The sequence below is a fragment of the Pseudomonas sivasensis genome (genome assembly GCF_052938085.1).
Genome location: NZ_CP176442.1, coordinates 4,502,614 through 4,519,562, shown reverse-complemented (window position 1 = coordinate 4,519,562; position 16,949 = coordinate 4,502,614). Strand labels below are relative to the sequence as shown.

Sequence of the window (16,949 nt, the reverse complement as noted above, 5' to 3'; positions counted from 1 at the left end):
AGCTGTGACGCTATCGAGGCAGGATGACAGTCCGATGACAGTTGGCTCAATTGTAGGAATTTTGTCCATTTGCGGTATGAGTTTTCCCGGCGGCTGCCTAATTGGGCACTTCCGTCATATACTGGCTACCTTATTCAGGGCATAGCGCCCATGACAGACCATTCAAGGAGCAAAAGCTATGCGCTGGAGCCACTACTTCGCTCAGCTGTCGGTGTGTGCCACCGTTCTGCTGGCCCCGTTCGCTGTGCAAGCTGCGTCGGAAGATGATCCATGGGAAAGCGTCAACCGCCCGATCTTTACCTTCAACGACACTGTTGATACCTATGCCCTCAAGCCATTGGCCCAAGGCTATCAATGGATCACTCCGCAATTTGTTGAAGACGGTATCCACAACTTCTTCCGCAACATCGGCGACGTCGGCAACCTGGCCAACAATGTGCTGCAGCTCAAACCTCACAATGCAGGTGTCGATACTGCCCGTTTGCTGGTTAACACCACGTTTGGTGTGCTGGGCTTCATCGACGTAGGCACCAAAATGGGGCTGCAACGCAGCGATGAAGACTTCGGCCAGACACTCGGCTACTGGGGCGTTGGCAGCGGTCCGTACGTGATGATCCCTCTGCTGGGTCCAAGCACCCTGCGTGATGCGCCGTCCAAGTACGTCGACAGCTACACCCAGCCTTATCGCTATATGGATGATGTGTCCCTGCGTAACAGCGTCATGGGCCTTGGCATCGTCGACGCCCGTGCCAGCTTGCTCGACAGTGAGAAGCTGATCACCGGCGACAAATACACCTTCATTCGTAACGCCTACCTGCAGAACCGTGAGTTCAAGGTCAAAGATGGCAAGGTCGTCGACGACTTTTAAGAGGTGATCGTTTGAAATGAAAAAAGGCGATCCTGAGTGATCGCCTTTTTTGTGCGCGGGTTTCAGCGCATTTTCAGGATGCTGAGGCCCAATTGCTGATCATTGCCCACCGTTTTGGCCCACACCACTTTGGTATCTGCCTCCAGGCCTTTAAGGGCCGGATGTTCTGAATCAATCCGCACGCTCAGCAGGTCTCCTACGTTGAACTGGCGCGGTGCCTGCACTTGCATTCCGGAGCTGGAAAGATCCACGCAAACCCCGGCGATCTCTTGGCCTTCGTGGATCAAAGACACATCGGCATCCACTCGCATGCGGATGAAATCGCGTTTCTCGGCGTAGTCGCGCTCGTGTTCGCTCATGGGTTCCATCCTTACTTTGTGTTGTGGTCGTGGCTGTTCTTATAACTCCCGGTGATTTGCGATGTAAAGACGCCTGGCGACCATCGGCATGAGCTTGAAACACCTGGCGGATGGGAGTACCGTCTGCGCCTTAGAAGGGCACCTCTGCTTTACAGTTGTGCGTGGGCAAAACGCCTACGCTTTTGTAGGACAGAGAGGCTAGAAAGCGAATCCAGTAGTGTGACCCCGGCCATTGCCGAGTTGCCTACGCCAACCTAATTCTGGCGCCGTTTGCCCACATGCAAAAAACCAGTGCCACGCTGCTGATAATCGATGACGACGAAGTAGTGCGCGCGAGTCTCGCGGCCTATTTGGAAGACAGTGGCTTCAGCGTCCTGCAGGCCAGTAATGGCCAACAGGGTCTCCAGGTATTCGAGCGCGACCAGCCCGACCTCGTGATCTGCGACTTGCGCATGCCCCAGATGGGCGGCCTGGAGCTGATTCGCCAGGTGACTGAGCTTGCCCCGCAGACTCCGGTGATTGTTGTGTCCGGTGCCGGCGTGATGAACGACGCCGTTGAGGCCTTGCGCCTGGGCGCCGCCGACTACCTGATCAAACCCCTGGAAGACCTTGCGGTGCTGGAGCACTCAGTGCGCCGCGCGCTGGATCGTGCACGTCTGCTGGTCGAGAACCAGCGTTACCGCGAAAAGCTCGAAACCGCCAACCGCGAGCTCGAAGCCAGCCTGAACCTGCTCCAGGAAGACCAGAACGCCGGTCGCCAGGTACAGATGAACATGCTGCCGGTCAGCCCATGGACCATCGACGAGTTCAAGTTTGCGCACCAGATCATCCCTTCGCTGTACCTGTCGGGTGATTTTGTCGACTACTTCCGTGTGGATGAGCGACGTGTGGCGTTCTATCTGGCCGACGTTTCGGGCCACGGTGCTTCCTCTGCTTTTGTCACCGTGTTGTTGAAGTTCATGACCACACGGCTGTTGTTTGAATCCAAGCGCAATGGCACCTTGCCGGAGTTCACTCCCTCCGAGGTGCTGGGCCACATCAACCGAGGCCTGATCAGCTGCAAGCTGGGCAAGCACGTCACGATGGTAGGCGGCGTGATCGATGAAGAAACCGGTCTTTTGACCTACAGCATTGGCGGTCACCTGCCGATGCCTGTTTTATACACTCCAGACAGTGTGCGTTACCTGGAAGGGCGTGGTCTGCCCGTCGGCTTGTTCAATGAAGCCACCTACGAAGACCACATTCTGGAACTGCCGCCGACCTTCAGCCTGACGCTGATGTCGGATGGCATCCTGGACCTTCTTCCAGAGCCTACACTCAAAGAGAAAGAAGCCGCCTTGCCCCAACGGGTCAAGGCAGCTGGCGGCAGCCTGGATGGCCTGCGGCAGGTTTTTGGATTGGCCACGCTAGGGGAGATGCCGGATGATATCGCCCTATTGGTGTTGAGCAGGAATCTTTGATGAGTACCGGAAGAATCCAATTCGCTGAGCAAGACGGGACCTTCGTCCTGAAGTTTGTCGGTGAAGTGCGCCTGACCTTATGTTCGGCGCTGGATGCGACGATTGAGCGGATCTTCACTGCGCTGAACTTCTCGGCGATCGTGATCGATCTGACTGAAACTCGCAGCATTGACAGCACCACCCTTGGGCTATTAGCCAAGTTGTCCATTCTGTCTCGGCAGAAGGTTGGCCTGTTGCCGACCGTCGTCACCACCCACGAAGACATCACCCGGCTGCTGCAGTCCATGGGCTTTGATCAGGTGTTCAACATCGTTGATCGTCCGATTCCTTGCCCGGAATGTCTTACCGACCTGCCGTCCCAGGATCAGTCCGAAGAAATGGTGCGGGTGAAGGTGCTGGAAGCGCACAAGATCCTGATGGGCCTCAATGAGTCCAATCGCGAAGCGTTTCACGACCTCGTCAACGCCCTCGAGCGTCACTGATCCTTCTGTCGAACACATTCCAAATGTCGGAGGAGCCTCGATAGCGCAGTTTCAGTCAGCACATTCACAGCTGACTCACCGCTATCAGGAGCAGCCGCTCCCGCAGTTGAACTGAGATCGGTTTGAGGCACAAAAAAAGGGCGGTACCCTCACAGGTACCGCCCTTTTTGCCGTCCCCGCTGTTTACAGCTTGGCGGACAACAGCGCCTCAAGTTTTTCCTGGTCACGGGCAAACTGACGAATGCCCTCCGCCAGCTTCTCAGTCGCCATCGCATCTTCGTTGGACTCCCAACGGAACTGCGCTTCAGTCATATGCACTCGCGCTTCACCGGCATGGCCAGGCGACAGCTTACGCTCCAGCTTGCCTTCATCCGCCGCCAGCTTCTCCAGCAGGTCCGGGCTGATGGTCAGGCGATCACACCCGGCCAATTCTTCAATCTGGCTCAGGTTACGGAAGCTCGCACCCATCACTACCGTTTTATAACCATTGGCCTTGTAGTAGTTGTAGATGCGCGTAACCGACTGCACGCCCGGATCATCGGAGCCGGTGTAGTCGTTACCGTTGGCCTTCTTGTACCAATCGTATATGCGGCCCACGAACGGCGAAATCAGGAATACCCCAGCCTCAGCACACGCCACAGCCTGGGCAAAGGAGAACAACAGTGTCAGGTTGGTCTGGATCCCTTCTTTCTCCAGCTTCTCTGCCGCGCGGATGCCTTCCCAGGTAGAGGCGATCTTGACCAGTACACGGTCGCGGCCAACGCCGGCTTTTTCGTACAGGTCAATCAGACGGTGCGCACGCTTGAGAATGGCGGCCTCGTCGAACGACAGGCGGGCATCCACTTCGGTGGAAATGCGGCCCGGCACAACTTTAAGAATCTCTTGCCCCACAGCGACCGCAAAACGGTCGCTGGCCAGGCCCACATCACCGTTGCAGTCCTGCACGCACTCGTCCAGCAGCTTGGCATAGCCCGGAATCGACGCGGCCTTGAGCAGTAGGGAAGGGTTGGTGGTTGCATCCTGCGGCTTGAGCTTGGCGAGGGTGGAAAAATCGCCGGTATCGGCTACGACAGTGGTGAATTGCTTGAGTTGTTCCAGCTTGGAAGTCATGAGCGTGCTCTGTCCTATGGGTCTGATGACATTACCCGAGCGCCGAGAGGCGCTCAAGGGCGCAAATGCGTTCGATCGTTTGCGAGGGCAACAACCTGAAAACGGCCGTTTGAATGACCGGCCGTGGTGCTAAATAGGAGGGCAAATTCGCCAGCAGGTTCAACCCAACTGCCCGATGACACTTGGATATCGCCTTCATGCCTACTGATGCCTTCCCCGGCACACACCGCACCAAATTTGGGAGGGGGCTTGCCCCCGATGACGGTGTGCCAGCTCAGCCAATAATCAACGGACTCCCCTGGAAGCCACCCAATCAACGCCCTTCCAACAAAGCCCCAGCCTGATCCAACAATGCCAACGGATCCGCGGCCTTATGAATATCCACCGACAGCAACTGCCTGAACTTGCGTGCCCCGGGGAACCCAGTGCCCAGTCCCAGCACATGCCGCGTAATATGATGCATCGTCCCGCCACCGGCCAAATGCTCAGCAATGTAAGGCCGCAACTGCGCCAACGCGTCCGCTCGACTGATCACTGGCTGTGCACTGCCAAACAACTGCTGATCCACCTCCGCCAGCAAATACGGATTGTGATAAGCCTCCCGCCCCAACATCACGCCATCAAACGTCTGCAAGTGCTCATGGCACTGCTCCAGCGTCTTGATGCCCCCGTTGAGCACAATCTCCAACTCAGGGAAGTCCTGCTTCAACTGCGCCGCCACGTCATAGCGCAAGGGCGGAATGTCCCGATTCTCCTTAGGCGATAACCCCTCCAGAATCGCAATCCGCGCATGCACGGTGAAACTGGTGCAACCGGCGTCCTTCACCGTCCCGACGAAATCACACAACTGCGCATAACTGTCCCGGCCATTGATCCCGATACGGTGCTTCACCGTCACCGGAATCGACACCGCATCACGCATCGCCTTCACACAATCGGCCACCAGCGCCGGATGAGCCATTAGGATCGCGCCAATCATATTGTTCTGCACCCGATCGCTGGGGCAGCCGACGTTCAAGTTCACTTCGTCGTAACCGGCGGCCTCGGCCATGCGCGCGCAGGCCGCCAGATCCGCCGGAACGCTACCGCCCAATTGCAGCGCAAGCGGGTGCTCGGCCTCGCTGTGACGCAGGAAACGCTCATGGTCGCCATGGAGGATCGCCCCAGTGGTGACCATTTCGGTGTAGAGCAGGGCGTGTTTGGAGAGCAGACGCAGGAAGAACCGGCAGTGGCGGTCGGTCCAATCCATCATGGGCGCAACGCTAAACCGCCGAGACAGTGCAGGGCTTGTGTTCTGTGGTTTAGTGACTGTTTTAGCTAGCATTTTTCTCTGCGAATTCTGGGCCGTTTTTAGGCGTTTTCAGACGTTTTTTAAAGGCTAGTGGTAAAATGTACCACTCACTTTCTCATTTGTACCACTGGAACAATGGCAACCATTAGAGCAAGAAAGAAGGCCGACGGATCGGTCAGTTATACGGTCCAGATCCGCCTTAAAAACAAAGGGGTCTTAGTCTACCAAGAGTGCCAGACCTTCGCCCGGAAACAGGCTGCCCAAGCGTGGGCTCGCAAGCGCGAAACGGAGCTGGCGGAGCCAGGTGCGATCGAGCGCGCAAACCGTAAAGCCGCGACGGTCAAGGAGATGATTGACCGTTATTTGAGTGAGATGGAGAAGGTCCGGCCTTTGGGTAAGACCAAGCTCGCTACGCTCAAAGCAATTAGCGAGTCGTACCTAGGCAAATTGAACGACCAAGACATTAACAGTCAGGTGCTGGTGGAGTATGCGCTGTGGCGCATGGGCAAGGAGGGCGGGAACGTACAACCACAGACGGCTGGCAATGATCTGGCGCATCTGGGCGCAGTGCTGTCTATTGCTCGGCCTGCCTGGGGCTATGCAGTCGACCCGCACGCAATGACGGATGCCCGCCGGGTCTTGAAAAAGCTGGGGTACAACATGAAAAGTCGCGAGCGCGACCGACGCCCCACTATGGATGAACTCGACAAGCTACTTACGCACTTTCAGGGTATCCAAACGCGCCGCCCAACGTCGATCAACATGCTCAAGATGACCGGGTTCGCGTTGTTTTCAACACGCCGGCAGGAGGAAATTACGCGGATTCAGTGGACGGATCTCGATGAGGTGAGCCAGCGGGTACTGGTACGTGACATGAAAAATCCTGGCCAGAAGATTGGTAACGACGTGTGGTGCCATTTACCGCCAGAAGCCTGGGCCATTCTCCAAACCATGCCGAAGGTGCTGCCGGAGATATTTCCGTACAGTGCAGAGTCTGTATCCACGTCATGGACCAGGGCGTGTCAGATACTTGGTATCGAGAATCTGCACTTTCATGACTTGCGCCACGACGGGGTAAGCCGCCTGTTCGAAATGGACTGGGACATTCCTCGGGTAGCGAGTGTATCGGGACATCGCGATTGGAACTCAATGCGGCGCTATACCCACCTTCGCGGACGCGGTGACGCCTACGAAAACTGGAAATGGTTGGAGAAAGTCCTACAGGCGCCCGTAAAGCTGGGCGCCAGGACACTGAAGTGAATTAGCTACCGCGTGGCGCGCTATTTAGCTGATTGTGTTCTTTAACGGCAGCGGCGCGCTGAGCATCCAGGTATTCAGAAAGGTCCGTAATGTGAATGCCCTTTGCGCTCTTTTGACTTGGCTCCATGCGCGTAATGGGAATCTTAATTTGCCCGGCCCCCACCTTGCGCTGGAACATGTCCGTGGTGAGATGAGTGAAGTAATCCTTACAGACTCGCTCTAAGGGAATAACTACTTGAGCGTTGTATTGGGCCATGAGGACAAATAACGTTTTCATAGTGTTGCTCCTACAAGTGGGAAAGTATTAGCAGTCGTGTCCTGCTTAGTCGACGAATGGCCTGCCAACAGTTGAGCCACAACGGCGAATTCCGCGTCATCAATATCGCCAAGTTCTTTGGCGAACCCGGTAAGGCATTCAAGGCGGATCCGCGCATCGTCGGTTTTCCGCACCTGGTATTCGAACAACGCCGTGCCGACTATTCGAACAGCCATCAGATGCCGGACGGACTGGGCGTCAATGTTGGCCAATGTGTTAGCCTTCGAATCGCTACTACTTTGGTGCCGTGCTTGCATGGTGTTGCCCTCGGTGGTGGTTGATGTTGAGGAGCGCCAACTCCTCAGCATCGCCTCTCTTGTCCGTTAGTCCTTGCGGGCCAGGTGGATAATCAGGTCGGCGTAATCAGGTTCTTCCTCTGCGCATGCTTGCCACTCCAATACCCTCAAAATCTGTTGTCTGCTGCAGTCGTCCACTAGGATTTCGCGCTGGCCACCGTCTGCCCGAACTTCCAGGATCTCCAACAAACCATCTTCCCCATAAGCACCGGCCTGGATGATCGGCGCGTTCTCGCCGGTGAATTCCAGGCGGTCCTGCACGCACTGCAGCTTGCATGTTTTGCCGTCGCTGGCATTGCCCATAAACACTTGGATCTGCATCGGTCTTGCTCTCCTTTACGCCTTGAATGTCCAGCACTTCACTGTGGTCGGCCGGGGTTGTGAACACGGGTTGCGGCCGTTGAACGCAGCACGCACGGCGCTGTGTACGGCCTTGTTGCTGTCCAGAAACTTGTGGGAACGGGACTCTTTGAGCAGGTCGCGCAACGTGGCCACGTCGGCCAGCTTCTGTTTGTGTTCAGCGGCACGCTCACAGAATTCGTTGAGGTTGATAGCGATAACGGTGGGGTCGCTGCTGTGGTCCACCACCGGGTCTTCGCTCAAGGATTCGAGGTAGTCGTAAACCTCCCAAAACTCGGCCACGGCCGCATGGTCGGAGCTGATCGACGACTGGCGCTCGATGGCCATCCTCACGATCTGGCGCTGGGTGGCGGCGACCTGGGGATCACTCAATTTCAGGACCAGGCGAATACCGTCCAACAGCGAGAGCATTTGTGCGTGGTTTTTGCTGATGCGCTCCACGCGGATGTAGCCCCGCAGGTCATAGCCGCAGCTGGTGCAATTGCCCTGGTCACTGGCATAGGCCGTGCTGCAGGCGAAGCAATGGGTGTGCAAACGACGCAGCTTCGATTCGTATTCGGGCATTCGCTGGGCGAATAGCTCAAGCACCGCGGACTCCTTGCCCACGGCCCGCAACAAAAAGTGGCTGAGGGTGCCACCGTCCAGGGCGTTGAGTTGATCCGCTGCAGCACGGCTCTCAGGTGTGACGGTCGGGCGCACGAAGTGCAGCTTCACAATGCGCGTCATGATCGCTTCGTGTGCAACCACTGCCGCGTTCTGGCTGATAGCAATCGTTCCCCGGAATGGTGGCTCGTATGTCTCGTTGCCGGCGGTCTTGACGCCTTTCGTAGCCAGGGTGCCGCCGCCATAGAAGTCTTTCAGCTCGTCCCATTCGAAGGTTTTAGCGTGCGCCCGATCATCGCCGTGGCGATCCGCCTCTAGGAACACTACCGGCATGCCGGAGACCTGGCCCATCAGGCGAGAGCGCCCAGCCTTGGTAGATTTCATCGGGTCAAATCCTTCATAGCCTTCGCGGCCGAGCAGTTTCCAAAGGAGGTTCAGCAGGGTTGTTTTGCCTGCACCGGCTTCGCCCGTGGCTTCCAGGAACGGGAAGGACTGGTAACGAGCGCGGATCTGTTCGCAGTACAGCGAACCAAAGAAGAACACCAACGCGACGAAGCCCTGGGCGCCGAAGCAGGTCCACAGCAATTGCACCCACTTCTCGTCAAAGCCCTTTGCTTCACGCTGCAGCTTGATCGGAACGCCTTTCTGCAGGGTTTTCAGGCGCAGCTTGCCGAACTCGAAATAGTCTTCACTGTTGACCTTGTATGTGGTGCCGTCCTTGATCGCGATGTCGCCGTAGACGTAGCAGGCGTACTCCTTGCTGTAGCCCACGTAGTCGATGGTCGAAACGGTTTTGATGCCGAACAGCTGATCTTTCATGAGCTTGTCGAGCTGCTGGCCACTGCCGGTAAACATTGCACCCGCCGCCATACCGAGCAGCCGCTTTTTGAATTCGCTTGCTGCCGACAGCTGGCCGCTGGTGAACGTGTTTTTCACGCTTTCGGAGTCGTGGGGGAAGTCCACGCGCATGTAGTACCAGGACTCGTCCGTTACCTCGTTGCGTTGGAAATAGAGGGCCTGGGGGTAGCAGTTGGCAATCTCGACAACGCTGCCGGACTGCTGCAGTGCCTTTTCGCGCTGTTGCGTCTGGTTGAGCAACTGATCGTCGTGGTTCTCGCTGTCCTCGATGTCGGACATGGCACGGTTGAATTTCTCCATGTCCAACTTGAACCAGTACAAACGGTTGCCGAAGCCCAAGTGAAATTCACCGCGCTTGTTCCAGTCGTACATGAGCAAGGCCTTTTCTGCTGCGCTCTCGGCCAGCAGCAGGGCGCCTTGGTGGCGCGCTTGCTTGAGGTCCGTGGCGATTTGATCGGCGCGTTTAGTTTCGTCCTGGATGAAGTTCCAGCGCTGATGCAGATCGTTCCAATCTGCCTTGCGGCCGTCACGTTGCGGGATCTGTGCTGACTCGCAGACGAAGCCCAGGGCACGGGCTTCACGCGCCCACCGTCGGGTGTAGGCATTGGCGCTGGGTTCGTTATCCAAGGCCCAAACCAGCTTGGGCAGCTTGCCGCCTTCCCGGGTTTTAACCAGGGCTTTGAGCGAGTCGCCAGGGAACGCATTGGATGACATGGCAGATACGGCTGCGATGTCGTTATGCACCAGGGCGATGGCGTCGAAAATCCCTTCGACAATCCAGATTTCCTTGGCTTCAAGCAGGTCAACACAAGGTGGACACCACCAGACGCCGCGGTAGCTGTCCTTGGACTTGAAGCGCGCTTTCATCTTGCCGAAGCGGTGCGGCTGATCAATCAGGCGTTCCCACCAGCCACCTTTGTCCAGGGCGAAGCGCACGGTGGCGCTGCCGGCGTTGTGTTCCGGTGAATAGAAGCTTTCCTGGGTGAACCAGCCCTGGATCAGCTCAAACCGGAAACCCCGGGCGAACTCCAAGTAAGCGCGCGCAGTGGCATTCGGGTGCTGTTCCGTTGCCGGCGCTCGCTTGCTCCAGTCTTCGAACAAATCGTCGTACAGCTCTTTTACGTGCAGGGTGTGGCCGCATTTTTCAGGGCGACCACAGATCACCATCCATGGCGTGTCGAACCGGGAATACAGTTCTTTCTTCTTGCACTTTGGGCAGGTGCCGCCGCGCATGTAGTCGGTGCCCGTGCGGTGCTTGAGCCCGAAATCGGACTGCAGGCGTTGCAACACGTCGTGGCGAAGATCTTCTTTCATGGGGTTACTTCACTGCTTTGAGGCTGTGGGACAGGGCTGCCATAAGGCGTTTTTGCGCAGCCATCACCGGGAAGTGGGCGAGAATTGCGCCGTGGCGCTGGCCATCAGCAACAAAGCGAAATTGGTCGTCGTACCAAAGCTCATTGAGGCTCAAGCGATACTGTTCACGCAGAGCGAGCAGCAGCGCCTTGGCCTCGGCAGATGGCAGTTGAGCGGTGACAATTACGGCGTTGGCCATCGTTAAACCTCTATTTCAGGCGCAGCTCACCCATACCCACGAGCTGTGGGACCGGCGATTGGTTGGGTTGGTGTTACGAGTGGGTAGAGCGCAAACGCACGTTGTCAGGGGCGTTTAGAATGCGTTCGTAAATCAGGCTGACGGGAACGGACCAGCAAAACCCTTTGACCGGATCTTTAATCACCACAACGGTATCGCTGCTGAAATCCAGATCGAGGCGTTGGCGGAATGCGATGTCGACCAGCTCAACGTGGGCCAAGGAGGTCAGTTTGATTGCCACTGGCTCTGCCACGTCCAGGCTGTTCACCAGGTGATTGACCGTACGGTTTAGAAGGGTCGAAAAATCGCCTAGGTGTTCAGCTTGATGACGCTCAAGAAATGCCAGCGCGGCGCGCTGCATGCACTCCTGATAGTCCGGCGTGTTGGTTTGGGTGTTCATTGGACGTTCCCCGATTTGACGCGGTAGAGATCGATCGCGGCATACACCTCGGCAGTCCGTGCCGCCATGTGCAGCGTGTGTGCGTTTTGGATCAACTCGGCTTCGGTATCGGTAATCACACCGTCCTCCAGTGCTTGGGCGATGATCTGATCGACCGTTCCCTTTTTTGCCGAACTTTGCATAGCCCGCGCATACATCTCCACGTTGTCCAGGCTCTCGGGGTGAGCCACGGGTACGAACATGCCGCCGTACATTGCCGCTACGTAGTTGGCCAAGTGCTGGGTGCCAGTCACTTGCTCAAGTTGAAAAATCTGCATGTCCGTCAACGGGCGGCAGTTGTTGTTCTCATAGGCGTGGTTATCGAACTTCTTGAGCGGGAGGCCGATCCGGGCAGCGGCACATTCGCGCCCACCTTCGAAGGTGCAAATAATTGCTTTCACCACTTCGCGGCGAGTTCTTAGAACCTGGCTTTTCATCTTCTGCTGTTCCCTCAGTGCACTGGCCATTACTGTCCGATCACGCCTTCTTTAACACCCAACAGAACGGCAGCGCGGTGTGCCTCTCCACGACGACATTGGCTTTGGCCATTCAGTACTGCGTACACGGTGCTGGCGTTCAGGTTGTGTAGAGCGGCAAAGTTTTTCGCCGTCTGACCACGCTTCTCTAAGGATGCGCGTGCCAGCTGGCGAGCTTGCTCGGTGATGGTGGAGTTGGGCATAGTGCAATACCTTGCGTTTTCGTGTGATGACGAGCGCAGGATGTGGCAAAAATCTGCCAATGTAAATATCTGGATGGAAAAATATTGACACTCTCCGAAGAGATTGGCGCGCGGTTGCGCCAACAACGCGCCCAGGCAGGGCTGACGCAAGATCAGCTTGCGGAACATCTTGGTGTCTCGAAAAGAACGCAGGGAAACTACGAATCCGGCGCGAGTGATGCCCCCGCGTCTTACTTGAGCATGGCTGCGAGCATGCTTGGGTTCGATGTCCTTTACATCGTGAAAGGGGTCCGAACCACGCTCAATGCGGATGCTTTGTCCGATGTTGAAGATGGCATTATTCAGCAGTACCGAAGTATTTCTGAGGATGATCAAAGAGCGATTAGACGCTTCCTCAAAGCCATAGCTGATGACACTTCCAAGGGCGTGAATTGAGGCAGGCGTTCCTGATCTATAGCGGACCAGACCCCATATAAGTGCATCAGCAATGCATTTTATGGAGTGGTAAGCATGTTGGATCGCACAAACGCCGATGTCGGTTACGTTGAAATGGCGGCATCTGCGCTGCACGAGCTTTCGCATACCGAGCGTCGACTGATCGGTTTCTATCGCCAATTGCCCCGCCGTGACCAGGAGCAGTTGCGCAGACTTACGGAGGCCCTGATAAGTAACCCGGATCAGTCCGACGCAGATTAATTTATTAGCCGCCGGCACGTCGTTGTCGGCGTTTCGTTTCATGCGACTGCCTGGGATCCGAGCTTTTCAAACAGCTCCCGCTGTTGGGCCCTGGGCATGTCGCGCAGTCGATCAATCAGGAGCCTGTCGAACGTTTGTGCGGACGGGCTAAGCGTGTGGGAAAACGTGAGATTGGCGACCCAGCTGTGTCCGCACCTTGCGTCGAGGCACTGGCAATAGAGTTTCGCAAAGTCCGCTGAAAGCACCTCACGTGATGCTATTCGACCCTTGTGTCCGCATTTACAAGTAACTCTCATGTTCCCTCCCCAGGGTGCAGCAAATTGCCACTATTTTCGCACGCAATGCAGAATATTTCTCTATTTTCGCGACGTCAGATAGTGCTTTCCACTGCGTTATCGAGTCTTCTCCAGTCGATACGCCTGTCACGTCTTAGGCTGTCATTCAGTTGGCTAAACAGCTGGCAGATCGGCCTGATTTCGTTACTGGTGTACACCCGGTCAATCTTCTCGATATCACCAAAGCCCCCGTTGTTTTCTGGGATGATCCCGGCAAGGGCAGGGTTCATCCGCCATGCTGCGATCACGTCGTTGCGCGTGATGTTCTTCACCTTCTCCAGCTCGTCCTTAGCCTGAAAATCCCCCACGGGGATGATCTGAATCGCGTTCTCCTTGCCATTGGGGATGTTGACGAACATCGAGCGAAAGTTACCCACACCCTTGCTGGCGCTGATTTGGGAGCGCAGGTTGTCTTCGTCTTCCTCGGTCAGGTCCGGATCGTTGGTGTAGAAGATGTAACCCGCATGCGCGCCGTTGCTGTAGTAGCGCCGGCGGAATAGGGTTGCGGCTTCGTTTAGCAACAGCGCCTGCAGGCCGCCCAGGTAGTCGGGCACGCCGTAGATGTTCTGTTCCACGTCGTAGTCCAGGACGTGTTCGATTTCGTCCTGGTCGAAGTCCATGTACTTGCTGTCGGGAAGCAGCATTCTGAAACCGCCATCGACCTTCACCCGCATGTTGATCGCCGGCAGGTGCTGCATCTCCAGGACTTCGCCGAAGGCGTTGGTGTCGCGGTAAAAATACGCCTCACCAAACACCATGTAGTCCAGGCTGGCCCGGCCCATGGTTTGCGTGCTGCAGCCCTCGGACGGGATGAATTCACGCAGCAGCAGGTTGCGCTTGAACTTGGGAATGGCGCCGTGGTGCGCGTTGGCGCGCAGCAGCTTGGCCAGGCCCGCCCGCGACACTGGCGGCTTGTAGATTTCGCCGTCGTCGCTGAGAAACACCCCCAGGTACTCGCCGATGTTGCCGGACAGCACCTGTTCCGGTTCTCCGAAGGTGAACGCCCGCATGGGCTGTGGCTGCTGCACCTGTTGGCTGGCTTGGGTTTTTTTGTGTCGTGGCTTGGGCATTGGTTCCGCTCGTGACGTAGCGGCTACGGCGCCGCTTGTTGGTGTTGAGGGGTTCATTGAAAAGCGCGTGCATGATCGACCAGGCGATATCGGCGTGGCCTGTGGCGTCAGTTCGCGAAGCGCTGTAGGTGACTTGGCCGCTGTTGGTGGTGCCGCGCTTGATGGTCAAGAATGCCTGGGCGATGTCGGTCCATCCGGCGTCCCACTCGATACGGCTGCCTTGGATCGTGTCCTGGGCCTTGAGTACAAGCAGATTTTTGGTTTCAAGGCTGTAATGGATAGGCGTCGCTTTAGGGTAGAAGTCGCGCACCAGGTCGAACACGCCATAGCCCACGCCTGTGATATCGATACCGATGTGCTGGACGTTGAAACGCTCGGTGAGCTTCTTGACCTGGGCGGCCTGGTAGTTGAACGAATGCCCCCGCCAGCTGTGCTTCTCCAGGATGCGGAATTTCGCCCCGGGCTCCAGTGGCGGGGCGACCACCACACACGTGGCGTCGTCGCGGGTGCGGCTCGGGTCGTAGCCAAGCCACACCGGACTGTTGCCGAAAGGCCGATCCAGTTCGGGGTTGTAGTCCTCCCACAATGACAGGTCGGAGTAGCAGCGCTCCAGGTCTTTTAGGCCGAACGCGCTCTGGCTGCTGTCAATGAACTTGCAGTAAAACAGCTGCTGGAATTTGTCTTCGTCGTACTCCAGCTGCAGCTGCTCGAGGTCGAACAGGTCGCAGCCGCCATCGATCGCGTCCTGGATGGTGATGGTCTTGCGCCATTGGCCGTCGGGGCATAGCGCGCCCTGGGTGTAGGACGCCTCGGTGGGCCAGGTGCCGCCGGCTTTCTTACCGCGCTTGCTATTGCGGAACTCTTCGCCCGACCAGAACGGGTACGCCTGGTGCGACACCGCGCTAGGTGTCGAGAAGTAGGTTTTGCGCCACTTCTTGTGGGTGCCCATGGCGCTGGCCACGGTGCTGAGTTTTTCGAAGTCGCGGATCCAGAAGTACTCATCCACGTACACATGGCCATGGTAGCCCTGGGCGGTGCTGCTGTTGGTCGACAGGAAGCGCAGTTCGGCGCCGTTGCTGAGCGTGATCGGGTTGCCGGTCAGCTCGATGTCGAACCATTGCTTGGCAAATTGGATGATGTAGCTGCGGAAGATCTCCGATTGCGAACGGCTGGCCGACAGGAACACCTGGTTATCGCCAGTCAGTACCGCGTCCATGAACGCTTCGCCGGCGAAGTAGTAGGTCAGACCGACCTGGCGGCTTTTGAGGATGTTGCGGATCCGGCTCGTCAGCGGGTTTTGCTTGGCTGCGAACAACTCCTGCTGATAGCGGTACATCTTGCTGATGAACTTATCCAGGAAGTCGACTTCGGTCAGCCCGCTGATGTCGTTCTTGGCCTTCTTTTCTTTTTTCTTCCCGCCACCCTCGCCACGGCCTGAACGATCGCCACGCGCACCAGGGCGACGTTCCTGGGGCTCGCCGGCAGATTCCCCGGCGGGCGCCGGCAACGGTTTGATCGCTTGCTTTAGCAGTCGCTCGCGAACAGTGGTCAGCCGGTCCAGCTCGTTGAGCTCGTCTTTGGTCAGACTGCTGGCTTTGTCCAGGAGGAGGGTGATTCGCCGGCCAACGGCGGTCAGCGGTTCTTCGTCCGACAGCATGTCCTCCCATCCGCCCTGGCGTATCCAGTAATAGACGATGCGGATGTTGGGCAGGTTGAGCTGCGCCTGAATTTCCTTGGCCTTACAGCGGCGCAGAAACAGGCGTTTGGCGGCTTCTTTAACTTCGGTCGAGTAGTACATGGGCCGCAGTCTATGCGGCGAAAACGCTGGAAACGCGAGGTTAAATTCCGTGATTCTCCTAGATGTCGAATCTAGGAGAAACGCGCATTTGAACCGTTTGTTTGGGGCTTGTCGGCTCCCTATCGTGGCGGCTCATTCAACCGATTGAGCGCAGTTAACGTCCATGCCCCGTTCCCTTGTTTCGTACTGGAAACGTGTCGCCACCAGCGGCACCACCGCCGATGGTCGCGAGATCCTTCCCCAGGAACTGCGCGATATCGCTGAAACCTACAAGCCGTCCAAATACACGGCAGTCATCTGGTGCGACCACGAACGCTGGAGTGGCTCCCACGGCACCGTGTTTGCGGTGCGCCTGGTGGAAGAGGGCGAAGATCTGGAGCCTGGGCAGATCGCCTTGGAGGCACAGCTCAAGCCGAATGATCGCCTACTGCAGCTAAATGATCAGGGTCAAAAGCTCTTCTCCAGCATCGAGATCACCCCGAACTTCGCCGGCAGCGGAAAAGCCTACCTGACAGGTCTTGGCGTCACCGATGAGCCGGCCAGCCTGGGTACTCAGGAACTCTATTTTTCGAAGCAGACCCACCAAAACTCCTTTTATGCCGCCTCCGTCGAGCTGGGCTCCTTTGAAGCCGAACCGCAGAGCGAGGTCGGCAAGCTGATCGGCTTGCTCACTGGCCTGTTCAAGCGCTTTGCCACGGACGCCGAGCCCGCCGAACCCACCACCCCAACTGAGAGCAAAACCCCAATGGATGAAGCTACCGCAACGGCCCTCAAAGCCCTTCTGGAGCAGCTGCTTGTCGTCGCTGCCGGCATTCAGGCTGTGATTGAACCCGCCGCCGCAGATGCGCCAGAACCCGAACAAGCACCCATCGACGACGTGAGCGCGGCCGTAGACGAGATCGTCACTGCCGCCGAGGAAGAACGTGAGTTCCGCCGTAGCGGCGGGTCGAACAAGGCCGTTCTGGTTCAGCTGGAGAAGCTGCAAAAGCAGTTCTCCGCATTGCAGGACACCTCGACCGGTCGCCAGTTGCCGCGTAACGCCGGTCCGGTGACCACCACCAAAAAGCGGGTGCTCTGA

19 protein-coding genes are annotated in these 16,949 nt (G+C 57.2%); 6 read left to right on the top strand and 13 right to left on the bottom strand.

Annotated elements, in window-relative coordinates; genetic code table 11:
* The first annotated feature begins 178 nt into the window (after positions 1–178).
* Positions 179–868: an MlaA family lipoprotein gene (locus ACKZ62_RS20815; protein WP_032888832.1), complete on the top strand. Its 690-nt coding sequence runs from the start codon at positions 179–181 to the stop codon at positions 866–868.
* A 62-nt stretch (positions 869–930) separates the two neighbouring features.
* Here the strand turns inward: ACKZ62_RS20815 and ACKZ62_RS20810 are convergent, their stop codons facing one another.
* Positions 931–1,227: a PilZ domain-containing protein gene (locus ACKZ62_RS20810; protein ID WP_447095770.1), complete on the bottom strand. Its 297-nt coding sequence runs from the start codon at positions 1,225–1,227 to the stop codon at positions 931–933.
* Between the two features lie 278 nt (positions 1,228–1,505).
* On the opposite strand from ACKZ62_RS20810, the gene rssB reads away from it, so the two are divergent.
* Positions 1,506–2,687 (top strand): two-component system response regulator RssB, encoded by a 1,182-nt coding sequence (rssB, locus tag ACKZ62_RS20805; RefSeq protein WP_032888836.1) that lies wholly within the window; start codon positions 1,506–1,508, stop codon positions 2,685–2,687.
* Complete coding sequence (gene rssC, locus ACKZ62_RS20800; protein WP_032888838.1) at positions 2,687–3,169, top strand: anti-sigma factor antagonist RssC; 483 nt, start codon at positions 2,687–2,689, stop codon at positions 3,167–3,169. The genes rssB and rssC overlap by 1 nt, the downstream gene beginning before the upstream one ends.
* 183 nt (positions 3,170–3,352) lie before the next feature.
* Here the strand turns inward: rssC and tal are convergent, their stop codons facing one another.
* A complete protein-coding gene (tal, locus tag ACKZ62_RS20795; protein ID WP_032888840.1) occupies positions 3,353–4,279 on the bottom strand; it encodes a transaldolase in 927 nt (308 codons plus the stop codon).
* A gap of 313 nt (positions 4,280–4,592) precedes the next feature.
* Positions 4,593–5,603, bottom strand: a complete 1,011-nt coding sequence (dusA, locus tag ACKZ62_RS20790) for a tRNA dihydrouridine(20/20a) synthase DusA (protein ID WP_447095769.1) — start codon at positions 5,601–5,603, stop codon at positions 4,593–4,595.
* Between the two features lie 102 nt (positions 5,604–5,705).
* Between dusA and ACKZ62_RS20785 the strand changes: the two genes are divergently transcribed.
* Complete coding sequence (locus ACKZ62_RS20785) at positions 5,706–6,830, top strand: tyrosine-type recombinase/integrase (protein WP_447095768.1); 1,125 nt, start codon at positions 5,706–5,708, stop codon at positions 6,828–6,830.
* A gap of 1 nt (position 6,831) precedes the next feature.
* Here ACKZ62_RS20785 and ACKZ62_RS20780 read toward each other — a convergent pair whose 3' ends face one another.
* Positions 6,832–7,107, bottom strand: coding sequence for a pyocin activator PrtN family protein (locus tag ACKZ62_RS20780; RefSeq protein ID WP_447095767.1), 276 nt, complete (start codon positions 7,105–7,107; stop codon positions 6,832–6,834).
* A gap of 56 nt (positions 7,108–7,163) precedes the next feature.
* Here ACKZ62_RS20780 and ACKZ62_RS20775 point away from each other — a divergent pair, with 56 nt between their 5' ends.
* A complete protein-coding gene (locus ACKZ62_RS20775) occupies positions 7,164–7,427 on the top strand; it encodes a hypothetical protein (protein ID WP_447095766.1) in 264 nt (87 codons plus the stop codon).
* Between the two features lie 42 nt (positions 7,428–7,469).
* Here the strand turns inward: ACKZ62_RS20775 and ACKZ62_RS20770 are convergent, their stop codons facing one another.
* The 9 genes from ACKZ62_RS20770 to ACKZ62_RS20730 all read right to left on the bottom strand — a co-directional run bounded on the left by ACKZ62_RS20770 (position 7,470) and on the right by ACKZ62_RS20730 (position 15,871).
* Positions 7,470–7,763 carry a hypothetical protein gene (locus tag ACKZ62_RS20770; protein ID WP_447095765.1) on the bottom strand — a complete coding sequence of 98 codons (294 nt, stop codon included), beginning with the start codon at positions 7,761–7,763 and terminating at the stop codon, positions 7,470–7,472.
* A gap of 15 nt (positions 7,764–7,778) precedes the next feature.
* On the bottom strand, positions 7,779–10,577 hold the full coding sequence (locus ACKZ62_RS20765; RefSeq protein ID WP_447095764.1) for a toprim domain-containing protein: 2,799 nt from the start codon (positions 10,575–10,577) through the stop codon (positions 7,779–7,781).
* A gap of 4 nt (positions 10,578–10,581) precedes the next feature.
* Positions 10,582–10,815: a hypothetical protein gene (locus tag ACKZ62_RS20760; RefSeq protein ID WP_116625988.1), complete on the bottom strand. Its 234-nt coding sequence runs from the start codon at positions 10,813–10,815 to the stop codon at positions 10,582–10,584.
* Positions 10,816–10,888: 73 nt separating this feature from the next.
* A complete protein-coding gene (locus ACKZ62_RS20755) occupies positions 10,889–11,254 on the bottom strand; it encodes a hypothetical protein (RefSeq protein WP_447095763.1) in 366 nt (121 codons plus the stop codon).
* Positions 11,251–11,730: a YmfL family putative regulatory protein gene (locus ACKZ62_RS20750; protein WP_447095762.1), complete on the bottom strand. Its 480-nt coding sequence runs from the start codon at positions 11,728–11,730 to the stop codon at positions 11,251–11,253. The genes ACKZ62_RS20755 and ACKZ62_RS20750 overlap by 4 nt, the downstream gene beginning before the upstream one ends.
* Positions 11,731–11,759: 29 nt before the next feature.
* Positions 11,760–11,972 carry a helix-turn-helix domain-containing protein gene (locus ACKZ62_RS20745; RefSeq protein WP_447096974.1) on the bottom strand — a complete coding sequence of 71 codons (213 nt, stop codon included), beginning with the start codon at positions 11,970–11,972 and terminating at the stop codon, positions 11,760–11,762.
* A 734-nt stretch (positions 11,973–12,706) separates the two neighbouring features.
* Positions 12,707–12,964, bottom strand: a complete 258-nt coding sequence (locus ACKZ62_RS20740; RefSeq protein WP_116625994.1) for an ogr/Delta-like zinc finger family protein — start codon at positions 12,962–12,964, stop codon at positions 12,707–12,709.
* Between the two features lie 74 nt (positions 12,965–13,038).
* On the bottom strand, positions 13,039–13,908 hold the full coding sequence (locus ACKZ62_RS20735) for a phage portal protein (protein WP_447096973.1): 870 nt from the start codon (positions 13,906–13,908) through the stop codon (positions 13,039–13,041).
* Complete coding sequence (locus ACKZ62_RS20730; protein WP_447095761.1) at positions 13,820–15,871, bottom strand: terminase large subunit domain-containing protein; 2,052 nt, start codon at positions 15,869–15,871, stop codon at positions 13,820–13,822. The genes ACKZ62_RS20735 and ACKZ62_RS20730 overlap by 89 nt, the downstream gene beginning before the upstream one ends.
* A 163-nt stretch (positions 15,872–16,034) precedes the next feature.
* On the opposite strand from ACKZ62_RS20730, the gene ACKZ62_RS20725 reads away from it, so the two are divergent.
* Complete coding sequence (locus tag ACKZ62_RS20725) at positions 16,035–16,949, top strand: GPO family capsid scaffolding protein (RefSeq protein WP_116625997.1); 915 nt, start codon at positions 16,035–16,037, stop codon at positions 16,947–16,949.

Bases quoted from the DNA above. Each gene is read 5' to 3' on its own strand.
- ACKZ62_RS20725 (WP_116625997.1), top strand. From the start codon at position 16,035: ATGCCCCGTTCCCTTGTTTCGTACTGGAAACGTGTCGCCACCAGCGGC.
- ACKZ62_RS20765 (WP_447095764.1), bottom strand. From the start codon at position 10,577: ATGAAAGAAGATCTTCGCCACGACGTGTTGCAACGCCTGCAGTCCGAT.
- rssB (WP_032888836.1), top strand. From the start codon at position 1,506: ATGCAAAAAACCAGTGCCACGCTGCTGATAATCGATGACGACGAAGTA.
- ACKZ62_RS20730 (WP_447095761.1), bottom strand. From the start codon at position 15,871: ATGTACTACTCGACCGAAGTTAAAGAAGCCGCCAAACGCCTGTTTCTG.
- tal (WP_032888840.1), bottom strand. From the start codon at position 4,279: ATGACTTCCAAGCTGGAACAACTCAAGCAATTCACCACTGTCGTAGCC.
- rssC (WP_032888838.1), top strand. From the start codon at position 2,687: ATGAGTACCGGAAGAATCCAATTCGCTGAGCAAGACGGGACCTTCGTC.
- ACKZ62_RS20760 (WP_116625988.1), bottom strand. From the start codon at position 10,815: ATGGCCAACGCCGTAATTGTCACCGCTCAACTGCCATCTGCCGAGGCC.
- ACKZ62_RS20810 (WP_447095770.1), bottom strand. From the start codon at position 1,227: ATGAGCGAACACGAGCGCGACTACGCCGAGAAACGCGATTTCATCCGC.
- ACKZ62_RS20775 (WP_447095766.1), top strand. From the start codon at position 7,164: ATGGCCTGCCAACAGTTGAGCCACAACGGCGAATTCCGCGTCATCAAT.
- ACKZ62_RS20755 (WP_447095763.1), bottom strand. From the start codon at position 11,254: ATGAACACCCAAACCAACACGCCGGACTATCAGGAGTGCATGCAGCGC.
- ACKZ62_RS20785 (WP_447095768.1), top strand. From the start codon at position 5,706: ATGGCAACCATTAGAGCAAGAAAGAAGGCCGACGGATCGGTCAGTTAT.
- ACKZ62_RS20770 (WP_447095765.1), bottom strand. From the start codon at position 7,763: ATGCAGATCCAAGTGTTTATGGGCAATGCCAGCGACGGCAAAACATGC.
- ACKZ62_RS20750 (WP_447095762.1), bottom strand. From the start codon at position 11,730: ATGAAAAGCCAGGTTCTAAGAACTCGCCGCGAAGTGGTGAAAGCAATT.
- ACKZ62_RS20780 (WP_447095767.1), bottom strand. From the start codon at position 7,107: ATGAAAACGTTATTTGTCCTCATGGCCCAATACAACGCTCAAGTAGTT.
- ACKZ62_RS20740 (WP_116625994.1), bottom strand. From the start codon at position 12,964: ATGAGAGTTACTTGTAAATGCGGACACAAGGGTCGAATAGCATCACGT.
- dusA (WP_447095769.1), bottom strand. From the start codon at position 5,603: ATGCTAGCTAAAACAGTCACTAAACCACAGAACACAAGCCCTGCACTG.
- ACKZ62_RS20745 (WP_447096974.1), bottom strand. From the start codon at position 11,972: ATGCCCAACTCCACCATCACCGAGCAAGCTCGCCAGCTGGCACGCGCA.
- ACKZ62_RS20815 (WP_032888832.1), top strand. From the start codon at position 179: ATGCGCTGGAGCCACTACTTCGCTCAGCTGTCGGTGTGTGCCACCGTT.